The sequence below is a fragment of the Bacillus cereus group sp. BfR-BA-01381 genome, from assembly GCF_022663555.1.
Lineage (GTDB): Bacteria > Bacillota > Bacilli > Bacillales > Bacillaceae_G > Bacillus_A > Bacillus_A pacificus.
Genome location: NZ_JAKUFR010000032.1, coordinates 1 through 22,222 on the forward strand (window position 1 = coordinate 1; position 22,222 = coordinate 22,222).

The window sequence follows — 22,222 nt, forward strand, 5'->3', positions numbered from 1 at the left end:
AGCATCTTTTATATCAAACCAGCGAAGAACGAGGCGTTCAGTTTCAAGAACTATCAATCCAATGCACCACCTTTAACATTTATAATCATTAGTATGGATTGTGTAATACAAAATCGCAACATATTTTAATAGAGTCCTGATTGTTCACATAAAGTTCGTTTGTTTTGTATAAAGGGATATTTTATAATTAGAATTGATTGTAAAGAGTGAGATGCTTATACAATGACTCCTAGGTGACTAGGAGTTTTTACTATATAACTATCATTATTACTAAATATGACACACTACACATTCTACTCAAGGAGGTACATAATGAAGAAATTATATAATGCATCGTTTACGTATTTGATTATCGGTTTATTATCAGGGATTTTCGCTAGGGAGTATGGAAAGTATAAAGGGATTGTAGGATCTACTTTGTTAAACCTTTTACATACACATACACTTGTACTCGGCTTTTTCTTCTTTTTAATTGCTTTAGGATTAGCAAAAGTATTCGCGTTTCATGAAGCGAAAAGTTTTAATAAGTGGTTTGTTGTACATAATATCGCATTAATTTTAATGTTAGGTTCGCTAGCAGCAAGAGGGCTTCTTCAGTTAAATGGAGCGGACTTTAAAGGGTTAACTTATATTGTTGGTTTTTCTCATTCGTTGATGGCAGTTACTTTAATTTGGTTTATGTTGTTAATAAAGAAGTCGTTTAAAATATAGTTTTATCCCGCATTAACGGGCAGTAAGACCCCCATCTCATATTTCAACGAAAGCAAAGAAGTTAGGTAGGGGTCGGACTGCCCGTAAAAGCCCGATTGGTTCAACTAATAATCAGTGGGGGATGAAACTCCTACTGATTAAAGTTTCACTTTATAGAAAAGAACTTGCCATAATTGTTATCTAGGGTAAAATATTTATAAGCAAACTACTAAAAAGGTATTACATTTTAATGATGTAGTGCCTTTTTTATTGTAGTTACATTTAAATATCTACGGTATTATATGTAATATAATAATCAAAATGTAGGTAAATGAAAAATAAAAAAATACATCCATTATCTCAAAAAAGATTGATTTAATGGATGTATTTTTACATACAGGGGTCACGCCACATTGCCATCAACCTAAGTTTTGAGATACCCCCCCATACCGAAATTTTCACCTTTTTACAGTTATTTATGAGAATTTAGCTCATTTTTTCGTTTTGGGGAACAATCAATTTCTTAAGTTGATGGGCATGTGATAATGCTTCCATTTGAACAAATTTTCCTTTTCCATACCGATCACACATCTTTTGTAGAGTAATAGTGTCAGCATATCCCGGTTTAAGAGGTTGCTTACAAAATATTTAGAATTTTTTTCGCGAGAATCCTCCGAAATGTAATATGGACTTTAAATACTTTCATTTATAATTCTCTATTTGTCTATACTTTTCATATCGCTGTTGTATAAGCTCTTCCGAGGATAATGGTATCAATTTTTTTAGAGATGATTCGATTACAGATTCAATCATTTTTGCCTGTGATTTTATATCATTTTGTGCTCCACCTTTAATTTCAGGGATGATTTCATCAATAATTCCTAAATGTTTTAAATCTTTTGCTGAAATTTTCATATGTTCAGCAGCTTCTGGAGCATACTTAGCGTCCTTCCATAGGATAGATGCTGCTCCTTCTGGCGAAATTACCGAGTACCATGAATACTCTAACATATGGATATGGTTACCGACACTAATGCCAAGAGCCCCACCACTTGATGCCTCTCCAATTACAATACAAACAATTGGCACTTTAAGTGTAGTCATTTCAAATAGATTTCGAGCTATCGCTTCAGAAATTCCACGTTCTTCAGACCCTATCCCTGGATAGGCGCCTATTGTATCAATAAATGTAATAATAGGGCGATTAAATTTATCAGCTTGTTTCATAAGTCTTAGCGCTTTTCTATAACCTTCTGGATGTGCCATTCCAAAATTTCTTTCTATACTTTCCTTTGTATTTCTACCTCTTTGATGACCAATAACCGTAACGGGCATTCCTTTAAATTTTGCAATACCACCTATCATTGCTTTATCATCACCATATAATCGATCACCATGAAGTTCGAGAAAGTTTGTAAACAATAAAGGTATATAGTCCAATGTCGTGGGCCGGTTACGTAGCCTTGCAATTTGAACTCGTTGAAAAGGTGTAATATTAGAATAAATTTTATCTTGCATTTTATTTAAACGTTTTTCTAATTCATGAATTTCTGAAGATAAATCTACATTATTTTCTTTCATAATTTTCTTTAATTCATCAAATTTCTCTTTTAATTCAATAATAGGACGTTCAAAATGCAAACTCATTTTATCCTCCAAATGTTATGATTTACCTCATTCTAATCAAAAGACTTAGAAATAGAATCAATAAATAATTCAAAACCATCCACAACTATTTTTTGTTCTGACTCTGATAAATTATTGAGAATACTTTGATAAAATGTAATGGATTGCTCTCTTAAGCAATTAACAGTTATGTGACCTTTTTCTGTGAGGTGCAGAAAAAGTTCTCTTCTATTTTTTTCATTTACTTCACGATAAATAAGCCCCTTTTTTACTAACTTATCTACCAATCTACTTACAGTTGAAGTCTCTAATCTAAGTTTATTGGATAGTTGCCAAACTGTTAATTTTTCCACCTCTAGTTCTTCTAACGCCATCATTTGAGAAGTTGGTAAAGGTTTTTCAAATGGTCCATTGGGCAAATTTTGAGATTCAAAAACCCCAGTTATTACAATCATTTTCTTAATATCTGTTCTTAGTTTTAAGGCATCTTCTCTTTTCAAAAAGGTCCCCCTCCTACAACTAATGTATCATACATCAATTGTATTATACATGAATATGTTTTTTTCACAAGCTTAACGTAAGCCAATATTACAACATGGACGAGATATTTCTTCTTGTTAAAATGGTATAAGTGAATTGTTTTCTACAAATGGCAGAACATCAATTATGTATTAGGGGCCTTTATGGGGTGCCGCTCATCGTAATCAAGCTAAGAAAATAAAACTACCAAAAAAACGAAAATTTTGTGATAACTTGTAACAAAAAACTCATAATTTTTTGGGGAAGTTCTAAATTCTTAAGGTGATGGGCATGGGGTACACCAACATAACGCGGATTCTGTACGTTAAGACAAATATTGTAATATTAAAGATGATATAATTAGAGAAAAAATGTGGGGGGTTCCTTAGTGGAGATAAGAAAATATAATTCTGATGACATCAAACAATTTACAGATTTAATGCCAGATTTAGGTTATCCCAGTTCATTAGATGAAATGAAAGTAAGAATGCAACGTATCGAATCCAATCCAAATTACTACACCTTTGTTGCAATAAATGATAATAACTTAGTAGGGATGATAGGAATAACAATTCATACAACGTACACAAACAATGATGAAAAGATTCAAATAACATCGCTAGTTACAAAGAAAGAATATCGTGGTCAAGGTATTGCGAAAGCATTGATTAAATATGTGGAAGAATGGTCTTTGAAAAGGGGTTCTAATTTTATTTATCTTCTAAGTGGAAAAAGTGAACAGAGGATAAAGGCACACGAACTATATAAATTCCTTGGTTACGAGATAACAGGTTATAGGTTTGTAAAGCGTATGAAAAAATAGATATTATTTAACAGTTGAGTGCAATTGTTAAATAATTAAATCCCAATTTCTTATGTATATCACTGAGAGATTGGGATTTTTTATATTGGATATCCTTAGCGTACGAAATTCGCGTTTTATTTGTGCTACCCCATACAAACAAAAAGTTTGATTATATATAATCAAACTCAAAAACTCTAAATATAAGGTCTGGTTTTATTTTATTATACTATTTAATCTATATTCAATTAATTGCAAGTTCTTTTTGTTTATTGGATAGTAGGAAACGAATTTCATTTATGTAAAACTTGAATTATTTAATTTTTCGGATTATTATGTATAAAACACTTAACATATTTTGTAATTCAAATTTATAGAGAGTAGGAGAGTGTACGATGGAAATAACAGTAGAGCGTTTAGTAAATGAATTAAAAAACGTAATTCCTGAAGATCGAGTAGTAATCAATACGACAGTAAGAGAGTTACATAGTAAAGATGAATCTTATCATGCTAGTAGTTTACCTGATGTAGTAGTTTTTCCGAAAACGACCGAAGAAGTTAGCGCGATAATGAAAGTAGCGAGTCAGCACGGAACAGCTGTCGTTCCGTTTGGAGTAGGGTCCAGTTTAGAGGGACACGTAATTCCTTATGAAAAAGGGATTACAGTTGATTTTTCGTTAATGAACAAAATTCTTGAAATAAGAGAGAAAGATTTTCTAGTGAGAGTACAACCAGGAGTGACTCGCTCTCAGCTTAATAAAGAATTGAAAAAGTATGGATTGTTTTTTAGTGTGGATCCAGGAGCAGATGCAACGTTAGGTGGAATGGCTGCTACAAATGCAAGCGGAACGACAGCGGTTAAGTATGGAGTAATGCGTGATCAAGTTCGTGATTTAGAAGTCGTTCTTGCTGATGGAGAAGTAATACATACTGGGAATTTAGCGGCGAAGTCATCATCAGGTTACCATTTAAACGGTGTTTTCGTAGGGTCAGAAGGGACGCTTGGATGTTTTACGGAATTAACACTAAAAGTATACGGTATACCAGAACATGTTATGGCCGCGAGAGCATCGTTTCCGGCTATAAATGATGCAGTAGAAGCTGTTATTAACATATTACAAGCGGGTATTCCGATTGCGAGAATTGAACTCGTTGATGAACTATCTATGAAACAAGTCAATCATTATAGTGAAACAAGTTACAGAGAAGAGCCTACGCTGTTTTTAGAGTTTCATGGTAATGAAGCAGGGCTAAAGCAAGATATTGAGTTTACGAAAGAAATTGTTTTTGATCATAAATGTAAAGAAGTTGCTTTTGAGACGGAAACGGCAGCGAGAAATAAATTATGGGATGCGCGGCATAATCTAGCATACGCTTACGTCCATAGCTATCCTGGTAAAAAGCTTATGAGTACAGACGTATGTGTACCAATTTCAGAATTGGCTGGGGCAATTCAACATGCGAGAGAGACATTAGATAAGGTTGGTCTTGTTGGTGGTATTCTTGGTCATGTAGGAGATGGGAATTTCCATGTGCTTTTAATGGTTGATCCTAACGATAAAGAAGAAGTGGAAAAGGCAGACGAAATAAATGAAAGTATCGTTTTATATGCTCTTAAACGAGGGGGAACGTGTACGGGAGAACATGGCGTTGGAATCGGAAAGCGGAAGTATCAAGAAGAAGAACATGGGGCGGCATTACTCGTAATGGAGAAAATAAAGAAAGCTCTTGACCCGCAAAATATTTTGAATCCGAATAAAGTTTTTCAGTTAAAGGATAGGGGCTGATTGGGTGAAAGTACTAGAAGCGATAAGTAATATAGCTGGAAAGTATTTTGCATTTTGGGTTATTTGTATTGCAGCTATTGCGTATTTTATTCCTGCTCCATTTCTAGGGTTAACTAGTTACATAACGATTTTACTTGGGGTTGTTATGTTTGGGATGGGATTAACGTTAAAGGCTGTTGATTTTAAAATCATTGCTACAAAACCATTGCCAGTTATTATCGGTGTATGTGCCCAGTTTATTATTATGCCACTTGTCGCATACGTACTAGCCTACGTTATGAATCTGCCAGCCGAATTAGCAGCTGGATTAGTGTTACTCGGTTCAGTACCGGGTGGCACTGCATCAAATGTTATGGTTTATTTAGCAAAAGGGAACTTAGCGTTGTCTATTGCAATGACATCATTATCAACGTTACTAGCACCAATTGCTACACCTCTTATTTTACTATTGCTTGCAGGACAATGGATGCCGGTTAATCCTATGTCTATGTTTCTTTCTATCGTACAAGTCATTATCATACCTATTATTTTAGGATTAGTAGTGAAGAAGTTTTTCCCGAAAACTGTTACGAAAGGAATGACCGTTATCCCTTTCATATCAGTTTTAGCAATTATCATTATTGTTTCAGCGGTAGTTTCAGCAAATGTAAGTAGTATTACTTCTTCAGGCCTTCTTATCTTTATTGCCGTTATGCTCCATAATGCTTTCGGTTTTTTACTCGGATATATAACAGCATTCGTACTTGGACTAGATGAAGGGACAAGAAGAGCTATTTCAATAGAAGTAGGAATGCAAAATTCAGGCCTAGGTGTTGCCTTAGCAACAGCACATTTTGGACCAGCAGCTGCGCTTCCAAGTGTATTAGCAGCAGTATGGCATAACATTGCAGGACCGATTTTAGCAACCATCTGGTCAAAAAATGCAAAGGATACTTTCAGTGATGAAACTTTATCGGTAAATATAGAAAAATAGGAATGATAAAGAATGCAAAAACGCATTGTACATTTTGAAGGGCTAGTTGTTTTCATAGCTGCGATTTATGCGTATTCAGTATATGAATTTAGTTGGATAATATTTTTTCTGTTCCTTTTAGCTCCGGATTTATCAATGTTAGCGTATGGTATAAATAATCATGTAGGTGCTAAAATTTATAATATATGTCACACATATATTATATCGATAATAATAGCTATCATAGGAGTTTATTTTAAGATAGATACGGTTATAATGATTGGATTAATATGGACAGCACATATTGGAATGGATCGAATGTTTGGATATGGATTGAAATATGAGACAGATTTTAAGGATACTCATATTCAGAGGTTATAGTTGCTTTTGAGGAGAGGGATACATTGAAACAAAGAATTACTATCGAAGAATATAACATCAAATGGGAAAGTGAATTTAATAAGCTACAAACTCTCATTAACGATGTAATGGAAGACAGCATTTTATCCATTGAACATGTTGGGAGTACATCTATTAAAGGGCTTGCAGCAAAACCAATATTAGATATTGATATTGTAATAGAAGATTATGAAATCTTTCCTGAAATAGTAAAAAAACTTGAAACGATAGTATACTATCATCAGGCAGAATGGAGTTACAAAGGGAGAGAGGCGTTTGGCAGAAAGGACGCTTTCGTTCCGTGGAGTGAAGAAAGTACAGTTTGGATGGAACATCATTTATATGTTTGTGATAAAAATAGTGAAGAGTTAAGAAAACATATAGCGTTTCGGGATTACCTTCGTGAACATGAAGATGTTGCTGGTGAATATGGTCGTTTAAAGGACGAGTTAGCAAGAGAATCAAAAAGTAGAACGAGCTACAGTGAAGGTAAGACGAAATTTATTACAAATATATTAGAAGAAATAAACTAAGGCGGCATGGAGTATATGCCGCCTGTTCTTTTTGGATAGAAAGCTGCTATTGTAAAAGAAATACAAACTGGCCCTATTGAATGAAACGAGACTTAAATATAATGAGAAATAAAAGAGTGGAAAAGAGGGAGTTTATGTATATACCAAAATACTTTGCAATACAAGATGAAGAGATGAAGTACGAAATAATTGAACAAAATAGCTTTGCGACATTATTTTCTCAACATAACGGGGAACCATATGCAACACATTTGCCGTTGTTGTTAAATAGGGAAACACTCACGTTACATGGTCATTTCGCACGGCCGAATGAACAGTGGAAAGATAGTGGGAATCAACAAGTACTCGCTATATTCCAAGGGCCACACAGTTACATATCGCCGTCATGGTATGAAACAAACAATGCAGTACCAACATGGAATTACGTTGCAGTGCATGTATAGGGTGAATTAGAAATTGTTGAAGAAGAACAGGAATTAATAGATTCTCTTCAAGAGTTAGTACATACATATGAAGATCCACAGAGTGCCTACTCATTTGATGATGTAGATCCGAATTATATGGCGGGATTAAGTAAGGGGATAATTGGTTTTAAAATTAAGATTAGTAAAATAGAAGGAAAAGCAAAGCTAAGTCAAAATCATTCTGTGGGGAGACGGAAATTAGTTGTGGAGGAACTTGAGAAAGTTGATAGTGAGGGGAGTAAGGGGATTGCGGAGTTGATGAGAAAATAAAGCCTATATGAAAGGGAAATATTCTAAATAAGCTTATTAAAAAAGACCTTCTTAATGAAGGTCTTTCGTTTTCTAAAGTGTTTTTTCAGCTATTGTTGAGTTATAGTCTTTACTTACGTCAACGGATTGAACAAGGTCAGGTCTTTGTGGTGCAGGAAGATCAGCATGACCCGCTTGGTATGTAAATGAATTATGAATACCAGTAGCCAAAATACCGAAAACAGATAGTCCTAAAAAAACAGAGCTAATTTTTTTAATCATTTCAATGCCCCTTTCTCAAACGTTTTTTCTTTTGCTTGTAACGCTTTATGAAAATATTCACTTGCCTTAATGTGATTATTTTCACTATAAAATTTAACAGCTAATTTTTCTGAGTATTCTTGAGTGTAGTTATATAATAATTCTTTGTCGAAAAACGTAATTCCTTTAAGGATAATTGTTTCTAATTCTTCAGAACTAACATTATTATTTAGTTCGTTTAGAATTTTAAAATGATATATATATTCTTCATTATTTAATTCCGTACAAATTTTTAACCCTTTTTGGATTAATCCTTCAGCGATACTTGTTTCATCTAGTTTAGAGTGTTCTCTTGCTTGCAAGAAGAGAGCCTTGAAATGTGTTGGTTTCTTTTCGGTCACTTCTGATAGGTGACGGATTGCGAGTGTGGAGAGGTTTTGACTGGCATATAACCAACCCAAATTATTACGTACACTTAAAATTAATTCTTTTTCATCAGATTTTTGTAAAAGATGTATTGCTGAATTATATTGCTCTTCCGCTTGTTCATATTGTTTTAAATATACAAATGAGGCACCTAATGTATTTTTACATAATCCAACTTTAACTTCAAAGCCAGTTTGTTTATCGAAAATCTCTTTAGCCTTAGTTGCATATTCAATAGATTCAATTGGTTGGTAAAAGTGATAATGGAAAATCGCCATTCGATAATAAAATTCAGCATGCTCTAGATTATCAGTGTTATTTACTAATAATAACTTAGCCTGTTCATAATGTTCGCTAGCTAAGTTATAGTCTGTGGTTAAAGTTGCATAAATGCCTTTAAAAAAATGATAGTAGTAAGACAGTGGATGATTGGATGAGATTACGTAAGAATCTATTTTATCAAAGCTATCTTTTGAAATACTTAAACTATCTGTCAAAACTTTATGTCGAAACTCTAGTAAGGAATGATATAATGCTAAATTTTCATCTTCCTCGAAGTTTAGTTTCTTTTCCTCAATTTCATGCTTTAAGTTTGTCGCTTGGGACACATCTTGTTTTAGCATAGCTAAATACCAGTCATTAAATAATTTTGTAACTTGTTCATTACCTTGTAGTTGAACGTTCATGAAATCCCCTCACTTTTTGAATATTCTTATAAAATATAGTATCAAAAATAACAATATTTAGAAATATGATTTTTATTTCTCAATATTTGTTTAACAAATATTTTAGTAAGCCAATTGGAATAGTGATGTTTTTGTTTTGGAGTAAAGAAAGGAATTGGTGAAGAGGCATTTTAAAGTTCTAGTTGAGAGGTGAGGATATAAAAAAGGTGTGTTCACACAATTTGTATGAATACACCTTTTTACATATTAAACAATCAAGTCCCACAAAAAGTACGATAAGGACGATTCGTAGGCGCAGGTGGAACGCAGTATTCTTCTTGCTCTGTAGCATACGCATAAGGATTTGCTAGAGCTTCAAGAAGTTTTTCCATTACGCTATAGTCGCCATTTGTGACAGCTGCTTCTAATGCTTCTTCTACACGGTGGTTCCTAGGGATGATTGATGGGTTATTATTTTTCATCATTTCGTAGGCATTTTCTTTCGATTCATCTTGTTTTTCTAATCGAGATTGCCACAGTTTGTACCATTCTTTAAATTCAGGGCTATCGAATAGAGGGGTATTTTCTAACGTATTAAGAGTTAATGAACGGAATGTATTTGTGTAATCCGCTTTATATTTCTCCATCATTTTTAAAAGTTGCTCAATAAGTGAATGATCTTGTTCTACGTTGCTAAATAGTCCTAATTTCTTTTTCATTCCAAGGAACCACAGGTTTTCATACTGTACGCTAAATTTTGAAATTTCGTCTTGAGCAATTTTTAATGCTTCTTCTTCATCTTCGTGCAGAATTGGTATTAAAGATTCTGCTAATCGCGCGAGGTCCCATGCGGCCATATATGGTTGGTTTCCATATGCGTAGCGGCCTTGTGTATCAATAGAGCTAAATACAGTTCCTTGGTCGTAATGGTCCATAAATGCACAAGGGCCGTAATCAATCGTTTCACCGCTAATCGTTATATTGTCAGTATTCATTACGCCGTGAATAAATCCAACAAGTTGCCATTTAGAGATGAGGCTGGCTTGTTTTTTGATGACTTCTTGTAGCAATGCAGTATATCGGTTTTCATGATCTTCAATTTCTGGGTAATGTCTTTTTATTGTATAGTCAGCTAGCGATTGAAGATCCTCGATAGAACCGCGAGCTGCAGCATATTGAAATGTGCCGACGCGTATATGGCTGCTTGCAACTCTAGTTAAAATAGCTCCAGGTAACTTTGTTTCACGATAGGTTGGCTCACCTGTTGTGACAACTGCTAAACTGCGGGTAGTTGGGATATCAAGTGCATACATTGCTTCGCTAATAATATATTCACGTAGCATCGGACCGAGTGCAGCACGACCATCACCACGGCGTGAATAAGGAGTAGGGCCAGAACCTTTCAGCTGAATGTCAAAACGTTTACCTGAAGGAGTAATTTGTTCACCAATTAAAAGAGCACGACCGTCGCCTAACATATTAAAATGTCCAAATTGATGACCAGCATACGCTTGAGCTAATGGATGAGCTCCTTCTGGTAGTGCATTACCGGCGAAAATCGCAATTTCGGTTTCTTTCTTCAGTTCTTCCGGATTAAAGCCAAGAGATATCGCAAGTGAATGGTTTAGCTTAACTAACTCCGGTGAACTTACGGGAGTAGGGGGGATTTCTGTATAAAATGAATGTGGTAAAGTAGCATAACTATTGTCTAAATTCCAACCTGCTTCATTATTTTTAGTCATTTTATCTCCTCCTTGTTTATTTTTTTATTATGTATGTGTACGTATGTATTCTTTGTAAAATTAGCTAAAAGTATAATATGATATTTCCCCTTGCAATCTATTGTAAGGACTTCACTGCACTATGTCTATTTAACAGCAAATATAAAAACTCCATTTTAAAAAATGGAGTTTTTATTATTACTTAATTTTTACGATTATTTTTCCTTTTGCTCTGCCAGCCTCTGAATATTCCATTGCTTTTTGAGCATCTTCAAATGAAAAAACTCGATCGATTACCGGTTTGATTTTTCCGGCTTCAATATAGTTTGCAATAGTACGTAGTTGATCTCCGCTTGGCTTCATAAATAAAAATGAATATTGAGCATTATGCTTCTTTTCAAGTGCAGTAAGTTTTTTGCTTGCTAATGAAAATAAGAGTGTTTTGAAAAATCCTGAACCGAATTCTTTACCGAATCGAGCATTCGGCGTACCTGAAACGGAAACAATGTTGCCACCGCTTTTTATAATGTTGAATGATTTTTCAAGTGTTGTACCGCCAATTGTATCAAATACTGCATCATAATTTGTTAGTATTTCTTCAAATTTTTCTGTTTTGTAATTAATAATTTCATCTGCACCAAGAGACTTGACTAAATTCGCACCAGCTTCACTAGCAGTCGTTGTAACAGTAGCACCCATTATTTTTGCTAACTGAATTGCGAAAGTACCAACACCACCAGATCCAGCGTGAATTAAAATCTTTTGACCTTTTTGTAAGTGCATGATGTCATGTAAAGCTTGATAGGATGTTAAGCCAACGAGTGGAATTGAAGCAGCTTCCTCAAAACTTAAATTTTTCGGTTTTAAGGCTATATCATCTTCATGAATGGCTATATATTCCGCAAAAGTACCAATCTTATTTTTTCTTGGACGAGCATATATTTCATCACCGGCTTTAAAACGAGTTACTTTTGATCCAACCTTCGTAATGACACCGGAAAAGTCATTCCCAAGGATTAGAGGCATTTCATATTTCAGTAACATTTTTACCTTTCCATCGCGTATTTTAAAATCAATTGGGTTAATGCTAGCTGCATGAATTTCTGCGAGCACTTCATACTCATTTATTTCAGGAGTAGGTACCTCTGCCATATGCATTGGGACTTTTCCGTATTTATCAATTATCATCGCTTTCATTTCTTATACCTCCAAATTTCAATAAAATGAAACTGTGGGTGGCTTCATCCCCCACTGATTATCAGCCCTCACCAATCGGACTTTTATGGGCAGTTGATCCCCTATCTAAATTCTTTGCTTTCGCTGAATTTTGAGGTGGGGGTCTTACTGCCCGTTAAAGTGGGATAAAAGTTGTGCAATAGCTTTTCAATGTCTAATACAAGATTTTTTAATAAACTTAATTTTGTACGTATATCAATATAATAAAAGTTTTTTGTACCTTCTTTACGCATTAAAATAATACCGGCTTCTCGTAAAATCCTTAGGTGATGTGATACCGCTGGCCGAGAAAGGTGTGTTTGTTTCGTAATTTCTCCTACACGTAATCCGGTTTGACATTCCGTTTCCATGAGAACTAACAAAATAGCTTGACGTGTTTCATCGCCAATTGCCAATAATACTTTTTGAGAATCAATAAAATCTTTTTTTATAACATTTAATTGTTCTTGTTTATTCATTTCAATCACTTTACCTCCAAAAATTAGTCGAAAGGTTTAAAATGATGGACCATTATTTCGATACCGTAATGCTACATGATTGTTGTATGAACTGCAATATTGGGAAAGAAAATCGAGACGAATGAATTTTTTATGTTGAAAATGATAAAGGGGGTAGAAAAGAATTACATATTGGAATGGATAAAGTTTTAAAATAGAAAATGATTTAATAATACGTTGTTTCTAGATGAGGATAGTTAAGCCATTGAACAAAAAATTAAGCGGTCGTAACCCTGTATAATTTTTAGGGTTACGACCGCTTATCATGTTTTTATTATTTTAAAGTGAGTTGTTTCGTTTTACTCTTTCATATATACATAATACAAGCGGATTATAGATATATGAAAGAGTAAAAGTAATTTGGGGCGTAATCTATCTATATGATACTTTAAAATAAAATATAAGTCTATATTTTTGTTGTTTTTTTGATTATATTTATGTCACTGAGCTCAGAACAATGATGTGGAGGATAAATATATGAAATCGAATGATGTACCAGTTTTAATTGTTGGAGGGGGATTATCAGGATTAGCATCTGCGTTATTCCTTGCAAAACATAACATTAAGTACTTACTTATTGAAAGGCATCCGTCTACTGCAATTCATCCAAAAGCGGGTGGAATTACTTTTCGTACGATGGAGTTATTTCGAGAATTAGGTTTAGAACAAAGAATTAGATCAGCGGGTAAAGCGTTAGAAAATTGCCGAGGAAGAATAGCGGTTCATACAATAGCTGAGGCGAATCAGGAAGAATTGGCACAAATGAGGGCGAATCAGTATGAAAATGATGAAAAGTTACTTCAGAAAATAGAAGAGATTAGTCCATCAAAACAAACTGCTTGTTATCAAATTACTTTAGAAGAGATCATGTTACAAGAAGCGAGAACATTAGGCGGAGAATTATCTTTTTATCATGAATTAGTTTCTTATGAACAAAATGAGCAAGGAGTAATCGCAAAAATTCGAAATCGTGAAACAGAAAAAGAAAGTGTCATACATTGTGATTATGTAATTGCAGCAGATGGGGCAAAAAGTAAAATACGTGAGCAGCTAGGGATAAGTGCGGAGGGACGAGGTACAATCGGTGGCTATTATATGAATATTTATTTTGAAGCGGATTTAAGTGAGTTTATACAAGGAGATGCATTTGGTTTTACTATGGTACTTCATCCGGAAGTTCTTGGTGCGCTTATTCCAGTTGATAACGAAAGAAGATGGATTTACCATGTATCCTACGATCCATTAAAAGGAGAGAGACCAGAGGATTTCACTATAGAACGTTGTAAACAAATTATTCAAACCGCAATTGGAAGTACAAATGCTGAGTCAGAAATAGTAAGTGTTTTACCGTGGGAAGCGACTGAAAGTACTGCTACAAAATTTCAAGATAATCGCGTTTTTTTAGTTGGCGATTCTGCACATATTATGCCGCCAACTGGAGGGTTTGGTTCCAATACAGGAATACAAGATGCGCACAATTTAGCTTGGAAATTAGCGGCTGTTATAAAAGGCAAGGCAAAATCAAAATTGTTAGAAACATATCATGAAGAGAGATATCCTGTTGCAAAATTAACGACAGATTATGCGAGTAGTTTACTGTTTCGTGCTGCGAATAGAGAGGAAGGCAGTTTGAATAATATGGATGGTTTAGCTGTTACAGTTGGATATCAGTATTGTTCAGAGGCGATTATAGATGACTCAGTCACTCCACATAGAATGGATAGCGTAGAGTTGAACGGGAGACCTGGAACGCGAGCGCCGCACTTTTGGGGGATGTATAAAGGGAAAGAAGCTTCTATATTAGACTTATTTGGTAACAATTTTGTATTACTTACTGGAGTAGACAATAGCTCTTGGGCTGAAGCTGTATTTGATGTTTCATCTAAATTAGGAATAAATATTAAACTGTATCGAGTAGGGGGAAGTGGAGACTTTATTGCTCAAGAAAATGTTTTTCGTGAATTATATGGGATAGAGAATGGAGGAGCTGTATTAATTAGACCAGATGGTTTTATAGGATGGCGTTTGGAAAAAGAGGTAGCAAATCCAGATGCAGTACTTAATGAAGTAATGAATCATTTATTATGTAATTTTTAAGTAACGAGGAAGAATTGTCTTATATAAGGCAATTCTTCTATTATGCTTTCAACTTACAAAATAAAAATATTGTAAGTTGAAAGAGGATGTGTTAATCTTATAACCTAATTGAAATAGTATTTTTTTGCACTTAACTTACAAAAAATAAAAAATGTAAGTTGTTATTGGAATGATATTGTTATGTAAATAAAATGGACGGTGAGAAAAATGACAGATAAGGCGTTAACGAAAAATGTTGTTTTAGATGCAGCGGAAAAAGAGTTAATGAAATATGGATGGAGCAGAACGACACTTGTTAGTATTGCGAAGTCACTTGATGTTAGTCATGCAGCTTTATATTCTTATTTTCGGAGTAAGGCCACGCTGCGCGATGCTATTTTAGAAAGGTGGCTGTTCAAATACTCGGATCAGCTTGAGAAAATTGCAGGAAAAGATGGAGAGACGGAAAGCATTTTACAAGAGTGGTTCTTTCGTTTATTTCAGCTTAAAAAGAAAGAGTTGCTGGAAAACGAAGAGTTATTTACATTGAATAGTTCATTAGTGCAGCAAAAGAATAAGGTAATTCAAAAGCATGAGGAAAGATTAGTTGGACAACTGGAGAATGTGATAAATCGCGGGATAGAGCGCAATGAGATTGAAAAACAAGATAGTTTGTTTTTAGCGCATACGCTATTTCGGTTACTTTCAGTGTTTTATCATCCTGCCTTTTCTGAGAGATGGAAAGAAGAGAGGATAAACGAAGAGTTCCAAAAGTCATGGAAAATTGTTGCCTGTGGCATTTTTCAAAAGTAAAAAGTTACGTATCATATAAGGCTTTCAAACAGTATGAGAAGGGGAGATTATATGAATCATTATAAAAAAGAGAAAAAACGTGTAAATATAGTCATTGAAAAAGTAGATGAAGAACTGAAAGAGCTTGATGGCCGAGTTGGATCGGTGAAGTCTGAAATTGTTAGTATTAGAAAAAACTTTTGGGAAGATGTAAAAGTAAATATAGATAATATTAAAGAAGCGGTTGAAACGGCGGCGAGTATTAGGCAAGAGGCAGAGCTTCTCACTGAAAGAGAACATACACATCGTCATACGAAAAATGAATATAACCTTTTAATGAAAATAAAAGAAACGCCGTATTTTGGCCGGATTGATTTTAAAGAAGATGATGAAGCGGATGCCGATGAAATGTATATCGGTATCGGCTCTTTTTATGATAAAGAAAATGATGAGTTTTTAGTATATGATTGGCGGGCACCTATTTCGAGTCTTTATTATGATTACACTTTAGGCAGGGCACAGTATAAAGCGCCAATAGGTACGATTTCAGGTGATTTGCTTTTAAAACGTCAATACATGATTCGAAACGGAACGATTCAAAGTATGTTTGATACAGGTGTGACGATAGGTGATGAATTATTACAAGAAGCACTGGGACGAAATGCAAGTGAACAAATGAAAAGCATTGTAACGACAATACAAAGAGAACAAAATCAAATTATTCGAAACGATAAAAGTGATGTGTTAATTGTGCAAGGAACTGCTGGGAGCGGGAAAACTTCAGCGGCACTGCAGCGCGTTGCTTATTTATTGTATCATTACCGCGGCACGGTTCATGCGGATCAAATGTTACTGTTTTCTCCGAATGAGTTGTTCAATAGTTATATTGCAAACGTTTTGCCAGAGCTTGGGGAAGAGAATATGCAACAAACGACTTTTCAAGCGTATGTGGAACATGTGATTGGAAAAAGCTTTACTGTAGAAGATTCATTTGCGCAGTTAGAATACGTATTAACGAAGAAGCATGAAAGTACGTATGAAACTAGAGTGAAGGGAATTCAATATAAATCCTCGGTTGAATTTATGGGACTACTTGAGAAATACGCGAAAAGTCTAGGGGAAAAAGGTTTACACTTTCATGATGTTACATGTAAAAGTGAAGTACTTATAAAAGCAAAATCCATATGTAATTATTTTTATAGTCTAGACATGTCTATTGCTATACCGAATCGAATGCAACTTACAATGGAATGGGTTCTTCGGAAGTTAAATGATTTTGAAAAGATAGAAGCGAAAAAAGATTGGGTGGAACGAGAAGTTCAGTATTTAAATAAAGAAGATTACAATCGCATATATGAAAAAATAGAGAAAGATAATCAATTTGATTATTATGAGAAAGAACATGAGTTATTAACGAAATATGTAGTGAAGAAACATTTTCGTTCGCTACGTAGAAAGGTGAAAAAATTTGCTTTTGTAAATCATCCTGCAATTTTTGAGCAGTTATTTGAAAGTAAGCAGAAAGATATTTTCGTACCAGATTGCTGGGAAGATATATGTAAGCAGACAGTGAAGCGTTTGAAGGATAAACAGCTAGCAAATGAAGATGTTACGCCGTATTTGTTTTTAAAAGAATTACTTGAAGGTTTTAAAACGAATCATCTTGTGAAATTTGTATTTATCGATGAAGTGCAGGATTATACATCCTTTGAATTAGCATTTCTAAAACGACTATTTCCGAAGGCGAAATGGACATTACTTGGTGATCTCAATCAAAATATTTTTTCTCATGATTACAATAGAGAGAACAATTTTATCTCCGCATTATTTGGAAATCGTAAAGTAGAAACAGTCCAGCTTAACCGGAGTTATCGATCGACAAAACCAATCATTGAATTTACAAAGTGTATGATTCCAAATGGAAATGATATTGAAGCTTTTAACAGGGATGGTAAGAAGCCCGTTTATATAAAAGTAAGTGATGAACGAGAGCATGTAGAAAATATGATTTTTAAGATGAAAGAGTTAGAAGAAAAAGGACATAAAACGATTGCAGTTATTTGTAAAACAAATGAAGAATGTATGAAAGTGATGGAGTTAATAGGGAATACATTACACGTCCATCTTATGAAAAAAGAGAATACAACTTATGAGAAAGGCGTTGTTGTTATTCCTGCTTATTTGGCGAAAGGGATAGAATTTGACGCTGTTATTATATTTGATGCTTCTCATGAAAGTTATTATAGGGAGTCTGAACGCAATTTATTTTACACAGCATGTACGAGGGCGATGCATGAATTATATGTATATTATGCCGGGGAGCTAACGGAATTTCTTACACATGTTCCAGAAGAATTATATATAAGGGAGAGATGTTAAATGGCGAATCAATATAATACTTTTCAAAATTGTAGTAAAGAAGTGTCAATGTTATTACCACTTCCGAAGTGTGTAAAGTTAGTACGGGAGCATGAAGAATTACGTGACGGTGTACAAGTTTTCATCAAGCGCTATCAGGCGGAAGAGTTGTTACATTATGGCGGTGCTCATATTACAACCATTACTACTCAAAATGATAAGTGTTTATTAAGTTATACGAATATGATGCCGGTATACTCAAATAAACTGCCTCGTAAAGATGATGCTGAACAAATAGCAATGGATGTAATGGAAAAGGTTGATCAACAATATGCAAGTGGTTTAACTTTAATTCGTATAGAAAAACAAACGAGACAGTATAAAGGTGAAGGAGAAATTGTTACTTTTCCTGTTTTATGGGTGAAAATGATGCATGATAATGGGAGTTTTAACTGGGTGACAATTGGAGGCGACGGACAAATCATCGAATTTGAGCGTGAAGTACGCTGGGATTATATGATGAGTCGTCGTCAAACGGAAATGTGGTATTACGATGATTGGATGTTGGCACGTATGGGAAAGGGTCCGCAGTTAATGCCGCCGTTTGCTTTAGTATAGAAAATATCTATTTAAATAATATTCACAAATTTTAATAGGTTTGGTATGATTAATTTCGACAAGTTAATCGAGGCCGGAGATGTTTGAGATAAGCCATAAATTTATTTAGGGATACAGAAGTGTCCTTTAAATAATTTATGGCTTTTTTTATTGGTTGAAACGTACACAATAGGGAAGTTACATGTGGAAAGGAGGGATAAAGAAAATAAATAGTTTTCTATATTAATAACATAGGGAAAGTATATTCGTAAGACTGAAATTTTAATATAAGCTTATAAAAATAATGAAAGTATATCTTCTATTTCGTGTAAATCTCATTAACTTGTTGAAATTTGCAACGTAGGAAGGGTTAGAAGGATGAGAAAAATTATTAGCGTGTTAGTTATCTTCTTTATGACGGGAAGTATCTTTGCTGGGGGAGCTGTTCATGCGAAAGCAGAAGGGAAGCATGAATGGAATACGAATAAGTTTTTAAATATTGCACATCGCGGAGCAAGTGGACATGCACCTGAGCATACTTTTGCTTCTTATGATCTTGTGAAAAAAATGAAAGCGGATTATTTGGAATTAGATATTCAGTTAACTAAGGACGGCCAGTTGATTGCAATGCATGATACAGCAGTTGATCGCACTACAAATGGAACAGGTGAAGTACGAGATAAAACATTAAGTGAAATAAAAAGCTTAGATGCAGGATCTTGGTTCAATAAAGCTTATCCAGAAAAGGCTAAGCAAGAGTACGTTGGTCAAAAGGTTCCGACTCTTGAAGAAATTTTCCAAAAGTACGGAAGAAGCATGAAGTATTACATTGAAACAAAATCACCAGATGTGTATCCAGGAATGGAAGAGAAATTATTAGCTTTATTAAAAAAATATAATTTAGTAGGTCAAAACATGTCTTCTAGCCGTGTTATGATTCAGTCATTTAGTAAAGATAGTTTAACAAAGATTCATAGTATGAATAAAAATATTCCGTTAGTTCAACTGCTTTGGTATTATCCAAATGAAAACAATGAGATTGTTGAATGGTCTAGCATTACACATGAACCGAAACGTGTAACAAATGAAGATTTTCAAGAAATTAAAAAGTATGCAGTTGGTATTGGACCGAACTTACGCAATGATAACGGAGAACTAATTATTGATGAGTCATATATGAAAATGGCTAGAAATAATGGTCTGTTAATTCACCCTTATACAATTAATGAGAAACCAGATATGAGATTGTTAATGAAATGGGGTGCTACAGGAATGTTTACAAATTATCCTGATCGATTACATAGTGTGTTAAAAGAAAAATAAATAGGAGAAAAGGTATACCGAGGTTTTGGTATACCTTTTTCTATTATGCTAGATTATAGTAGTAGGATACATATTCTTCTAAACCTTCAACCTCATTTTCAGGTGGCTCAATGCCGCCTTTTCTACCGTAGCAAATATTTCTCAAGTATTCTGCAAAAATCATAGAGCGGCTTTTCTCATTTTCCATCCAATTATATCTATTAATTATAAACTCACCATCGAAACTTGTATCAAATGTATATGGGATACAAGTAATAGTTTTAGGTAAATGTTTTTTTAATACTCTGTATTGCCGACCAGCGCCTAAGCTTTTGCAAACAAATAGTAGGCGATTAATCTTTGTAAAATCAAAAATCTTTTTCGCTTCTATTACATTAGCGATAGAATGGAGGGAGTTTTTCTCGAACATGATAGCATCTTTTGGTACGCCATGTTCAATTAATTTAGTTACAATTACTTCTGCATCTGACAAATCCCCGTAATTCCAGCTCGGATGTTTCATGCCATGCAAACTAGTACCACCTGTAACGATAATTTGATTTCCTAAACCTTGTCGGTAAGCTTCTAGAGGAGCTTGCCAATTGCCGGGATGAGAACCGCCGAAAACGAAAATAGCATCACATTTTTGTGTTGTTATTTCTTTTAGAAAAACGATTTCTGTAATTTGATCGATTTGTTTTTTCGTAAGAGTAGGGACATCAGGATATTTAGGTATTACCATTTGAAAACCTCCGATATAGTAAATAATAAATTCATTATATAGCGATTTCATTAAGTGAAAAAAGGGAAGCTTTTCATTTGAAAGTACCCCTTTTAAGATAACTCTCCAATAAACCAAATCTCTTTTTTATCGATTGCATCTTCATCATAAATGACTTCTTGAAAGTGTAAAATTTGGGCAGTAGGACAAATTGAAATTCCCCATGTTTTCCAAAAATCAATTTCATTTGAAAGAGAAATCCATTTTTGAAATTCATTATTTCTATTGAAAAAGTTATGAAAATAGTCATCGTTTTTGAATACGATAATTTGCGATTCCCATAAATTCTCTATAGAAATTAAAGTAACAACTCGATATGTATGTGTATCACTCGGTTTTATTTTTATTAAATGATTCACTCGATCTATTAAGGTTTGTATACATAATCGTTTTACTTTTCTAGGTATTTTATGAGACTCGATAAAAGCTTGAGAAACTGGTAAAGGCATATACCAATATTCATCGTTATAGAAAGTAGAAGGGAACGTTTTTGTATGTTCCTCAATGCGCTTAATCATAGTGTTTGTTTTTCGTTTCATACCACGTATTTTCTTTTCATGCATTGTGAGTCATCTCCATAAATTTTTGTAATGCAGCTGAGCGAAATATATCGTTTCTAGTAATGAAAGTAGTAGGAACTTTTTTGAAGCTATTGGGTAAAGGATTGAATGATACGTCATGTTCATGCCCCTTTAAAATTGATTTCATCATAATCGCTACGCCCATACTTGATTTTACACATGCAAGTATAGCTTCGATTGTCCCGAATTCTAAAACTCGTTTAGGTGAGATGTCTTCTTCTTGAAGCCAGTCTTCTAATAAACTTCTATAATAGCACCCGTGACTAAAAGCAAGTAAATTCATATCTTCTATGTCTGTAAGAGAGGACAAAGGTTTTTTACTAATAAGAACCAATTCTTCTTCATGAAATACAGTTGTATGGAGTTCAGCATGCTGAGTAGAGCCAGCTATAAACGCTCCGTCTAGTTTTCGCTCGAATACAAGCTTAATTAGTTGTTCAGTCGTATTTGTTTCTAAAATTAAATCGACTTTTGGGTATTTCTCATAGTAGGCCGTTAATATAGAGGGGAGCCTTACCGCAGTTGTAGATTCTGTACATCCGATTGTCAAAGTGCCTTTAGGATCAGTTCCATTACTTTGAACCGCTTTTATAGATTGATCCATTAAGTGGATAATTTGTTTGGCGTACGTTAATAAAATCTCACCGTTAGAAGTTAAAGTTACACCTTTTCCGTTACGGTAAAATAAAGGCACGCCTAATTCATTTTCTAGTTGTTTCATACGCATTGTTACGCCTGATTGTACGTAGTTCAAATTTTTCGCTGCGTGAGAAATATTATTTTCCTTCGCGACTTCGTAAAAAACAGTTAAATCTTTTATGTCCACGTATCATCCCTCCGAAAAGGTATCAATTTTTTTGATGGATTATATGATGAATCTTTATTTTATATGATATCAGAACTTTTAT

At 34.2% G+C, this 22,222-nt stretch carries 21 protein-coding genes and 1 pseudogene; 12 read left to right on the forward strand and 10 right to left on the reverse strand.

Annotation, left to right across the window (positions count from 1 at the left end):
- Positions 1 to 312 precede the first annotated feature (312 nt).
- Positions 313 to 711, forward strand: coding sequence for a DUF2871 family protein (locus MR079_RS13135; protein ID WP_000737904.1), 399 nt, complete (start codon positions 313 to 315; stop codon positions 709 to 711).
- Positions 712 to 1,392: 681 nt separating this feature from the next.
- Here the strand turns inward: MR079_RS13135 and MR079_RS13140 are convergent.
- Both MR079_RS13140 and MR079_RS13145 read right to left on the reverse strand, forming a co-directional pair.
- On the reverse strand, positions 1,393 to 2,337 hold the full coding sequence (locus tag MR079_RS13140) for an acetyl-CoA carboxylase carboxyltransferase subunit alpha (protein ID WP_000052087.1): 945 nt from the start codon (positions 2,335 to 2,337) through the stop codon (positions 1,393 to 1,395).
- A gap of 32 nt (positions 2,338 to 2,369) precedes the next feature.
- Entirely contained in the window at positions 2,370 to 2,816 is a 447-nt protein-coding gene (locus MR079_RS13145; RefSeq protein ID WP_000817666.1) for a MarR family winged helix-turn-helix transcriptional regulator, read from the reverse strand.
- A gap of 407 nt (positions 2,817 to 3,223) precedes the next feature.
- Between MR079_RS13145 and MR079_RS13150 the strand changes: the two genes are divergently transcribed.
- The 6 genes and pseudogenes from MR079_RS13150 (at position 3,224) to MR079_RS13175 (ending at position 8,042) form a co-directional block, all read left to right on the forward strand.
- On the forward strand, positions 3,224 to 3,658 hold the full coding sequence (locus MR079_RS13150; RefSeq protein ID WP_000405815.1) for a GNAT family N-acetyltransferase: 435 nt from the start codon (positions 3,224 to 3,226) through the stop codon (positions 3,656 to 3,658).
- 374 nt (positions 3,659 to 4,032) lie between these two features.
- Positions 4,033 to 5,424, forward strand: coding sequence for an FAD-binding oxidoreductase (locus MR079_RS13155; RefSeq protein ID WP_242294106.1), 1,392 nt, complete (start codon positions 4,033 to 4,035; stop codon positions 5,422 to 5,424).
- A gap of 4 nt (positions 5,425 to 5,428) precedes the next feature.
- The gene (locus MR079_RS13160) at positions 5,429 to 6,397 is read left to right on the forward strand and encodes a bile acid:sodium symporter family protein (protein ID WP_242294107.1); all 969 of its coding nucleotides are present in this window, start codon (positions 5,429 to 5,431) and stop codon (positions 6,395 to 6,397) included.
- Between the two features lie 12 nt (positions 6,398 to 6,409).
- Positions 6,410 to 6,757 carry a DUF4260 domain-containing protein gene (locus MR079_RS13165; RefSeq protein ID WP_113742113.1) on the forward strand — a complete coding sequence of 116 codons (348 nt, stop codon included), beginning with the start codon at positions 6,410 to 6,412 and terminating at the stop codon, positions 6,755 to 6,757.
- 23 nt (positions 6,758 to 6,780) lie between these two features.
- Positions 6,781 to 7,308, forward strand: a complete 528-nt coding sequence (locus tag MR079_RS13170) for a GrpB family protein (RefSeq protein ID WP_242294108.1) — start codon at positions 6,781 to 6,783, stop codon at positions 7,306 to 7,308.
- 134 nt (positions 7,309 to 7,442) lie between these two features.
- Positions 7,443 to 8,042, forward strand: a pseudogene (locus MR079_RS13175) (FMN-binding negative transcriptional regulator).
- Positions 8,043 to 8,114: 72 nt separating this feature from the next.
- On the opposite strand, the gene MR079_RS13180 reads toward MR079_RS13175, so the two are convergent.
- The 5 genes from MR079_RS13180 to MR079_RS13200 all read right to left on the reverse strand — a co-directional run bounded on the left by MR079_RS13180 (position 8,115) and on the right by MR079_RS13200 (position 12,797).
- Positions 8,115 to 8,303 (reverse strand): Phr family secreted Rap phosphatase inhibitor, encoded by a 189-nt coding sequence (locus tag MR079_RS13180; protein WP_014893567.1) that lies wholly within the window; start codon positions 8,301 to 8,303, stop codon positions 8,115 to 8,117.
- Positions 8,300 to 9,394, reverse strand: coding sequence for a response regulator aspartate phosphatase (locus tag MR079_RS13185; protein ID WP_014893568.1), 1,095 nt, complete (start codon positions 9,392 to 9,394; stop codon positions 8,300 to 8,302). The genes MR079_RS13180 and MR079_RS13185 overlap by 4 nt, the downstream gene beginning before the upstream one ends.
- 254 nt (positions 9,395 to 9,648) lie before the next feature.
- A complete protein-coding gene (locus tag MR079_RS13190; protein WP_242294109.1) occupies positions 9,649 to 11,115 on the reverse strand; it encodes a protein adenylyltransferase SelO in 1,467 nt (488 codons plus the stop codon).
- A gap of 177 nt (positions 11,116 to 11,292) precedes the next feature.
- Positions 11,293 to 12,291, reverse strand: coding sequence for an NADP-dependent oxidoreductase (locus MR079_RS13195; RefSeq protein WP_242294110.1), 999 nt, complete (start codon positions 12,289 to 12,291; stop codon positions 11,293 to 11,295).
- A gap of 101 nt (positions 12,292 to 12,392) precedes the next feature.
- Positions 12,393 to 12,797 carry an ArsR/SmtB family transcription factor gene (locus MR079_RS13200; protein WP_061654120.1) on the reverse strand — a complete coding sequence of 135 codons (405 nt, stop codon included), beginning with the start codon at positions 12,795 to 12,797 and terminating at the stop codon, positions 12,393 to 12,395.
- Positions 12,798 to 13,304: 507 nt separating this feature from the next.
- Here MR079_RS13200 and MR079_RS13205 point away from each other — a divergent pair.
- The 5 genes from MR079_RS13205 (at position 13,305) to MR079_RS13225 (ending at position 19,973) form a co-directional block, all read left to right on the forward strand.
- Positions 13,305 to 14,924 (forward strand): FAD-dependent oxidoreductase, encoded by a 1,620-nt coding sequence (locus MR079_RS13205; protein ID WP_242294111.1) that lies wholly within the window; start codon positions 13,305 to 13,307, stop codon positions 14,922 to 14,924.
- Positions 14,925 to 15,131: 207 nt separating this feature from the next.
- Positions 15,132 to 15,716 carry a TetR/AcrR family transcriptional regulator gene (locus tag MR079_RS13210; protein WP_242294112.1) on the forward strand — a complete coding sequence of 195 codons (585 nt, stop codon included), beginning with the start codon at positions 15,132 to 15,134 and terminating at the stop codon, positions 15,714 to 15,716.
- A 51-nt stretch (positions 15,717 to 15,767) separates the two neighbouring features.
- Complete coding sequence (helD, locus tag MR079_RS13215; protein WP_242294113.1) at positions 15,768 to 18,074, forward strand: RNA polymerase recycling motor HelD; 2,307 nt, start codon at positions 15,768 to 15,770, stop codon at positions 18,072 to 18,074.
- Positions 18,075 to 18,671 (forward strand): hypothetical protein, encoded by a 597-nt coding sequence (locus tag MR079_RS13220; RefSeq protein WP_242294114.1) that lies wholly within the window; start codon positions 18,075 to 18,077, stop codon positions 18,669 to 18,671. It abuts the gene before it with no gap.
- Between the two features lie 357 nt (positions 18,672 to 19,028).
- Positions 19,029 to 19,973, forward strand: coding sequence for a glycerophosphodiester phosphodiesterase (locus MR079_RS13225; protein ID WP_242294115.1), 945 nt, complete (start codon positions 19,029 to 19,031; stop codon positions 19,971 to 19,973).
- A gap of 43 nt (positions 19,974 to 20,016) precedes the next feature.
- Here the strand turns inward: MR079_RS13225 and MR079_RS13230 are convergent, their stop codons facing one another.
- The 3 genes from MR079_RS13230 to MR079_RS13240 form a co-directional block, all read right to left on the reverse strand.
- Positions 20,017 to 20,694 (reverse strand): YdcF family protein, encoded by a 678-nt coding sequence (locus MR079_RS13230; protein ID WP_242294116.1) that lies wholly within the window; start codon positions 20,692 to 20,694, stop codon positions 20,017 to 20,019.
- 92 nt (positions 20,695 to 20,786) lie between these two features.
- A complete protein-coding gene (locus MR079_RS13235) occupies positions 20,787 to 21,296 on the reverse strand; it encodes a DUF3916 domain-containing protein (protein ID WP_139866256.1) in 510 nt (169 codons plus the stop codon).
- Entirely contained in the window at positions 21,289 to 22,140 is an 852-nt protein-coding gene (locus MR079_RS13240; protein ID WP_000351705.1) for a LysR family transcriptional regulator, read from the reverse strand. Before MR079_RS13240 ends, MR079_RS13235 begins: the two co-directional genes overlap by 8 nt.
- Between the last annotated feature and the right edge of the window lie 82 nt (positions 22,141 to 22,222).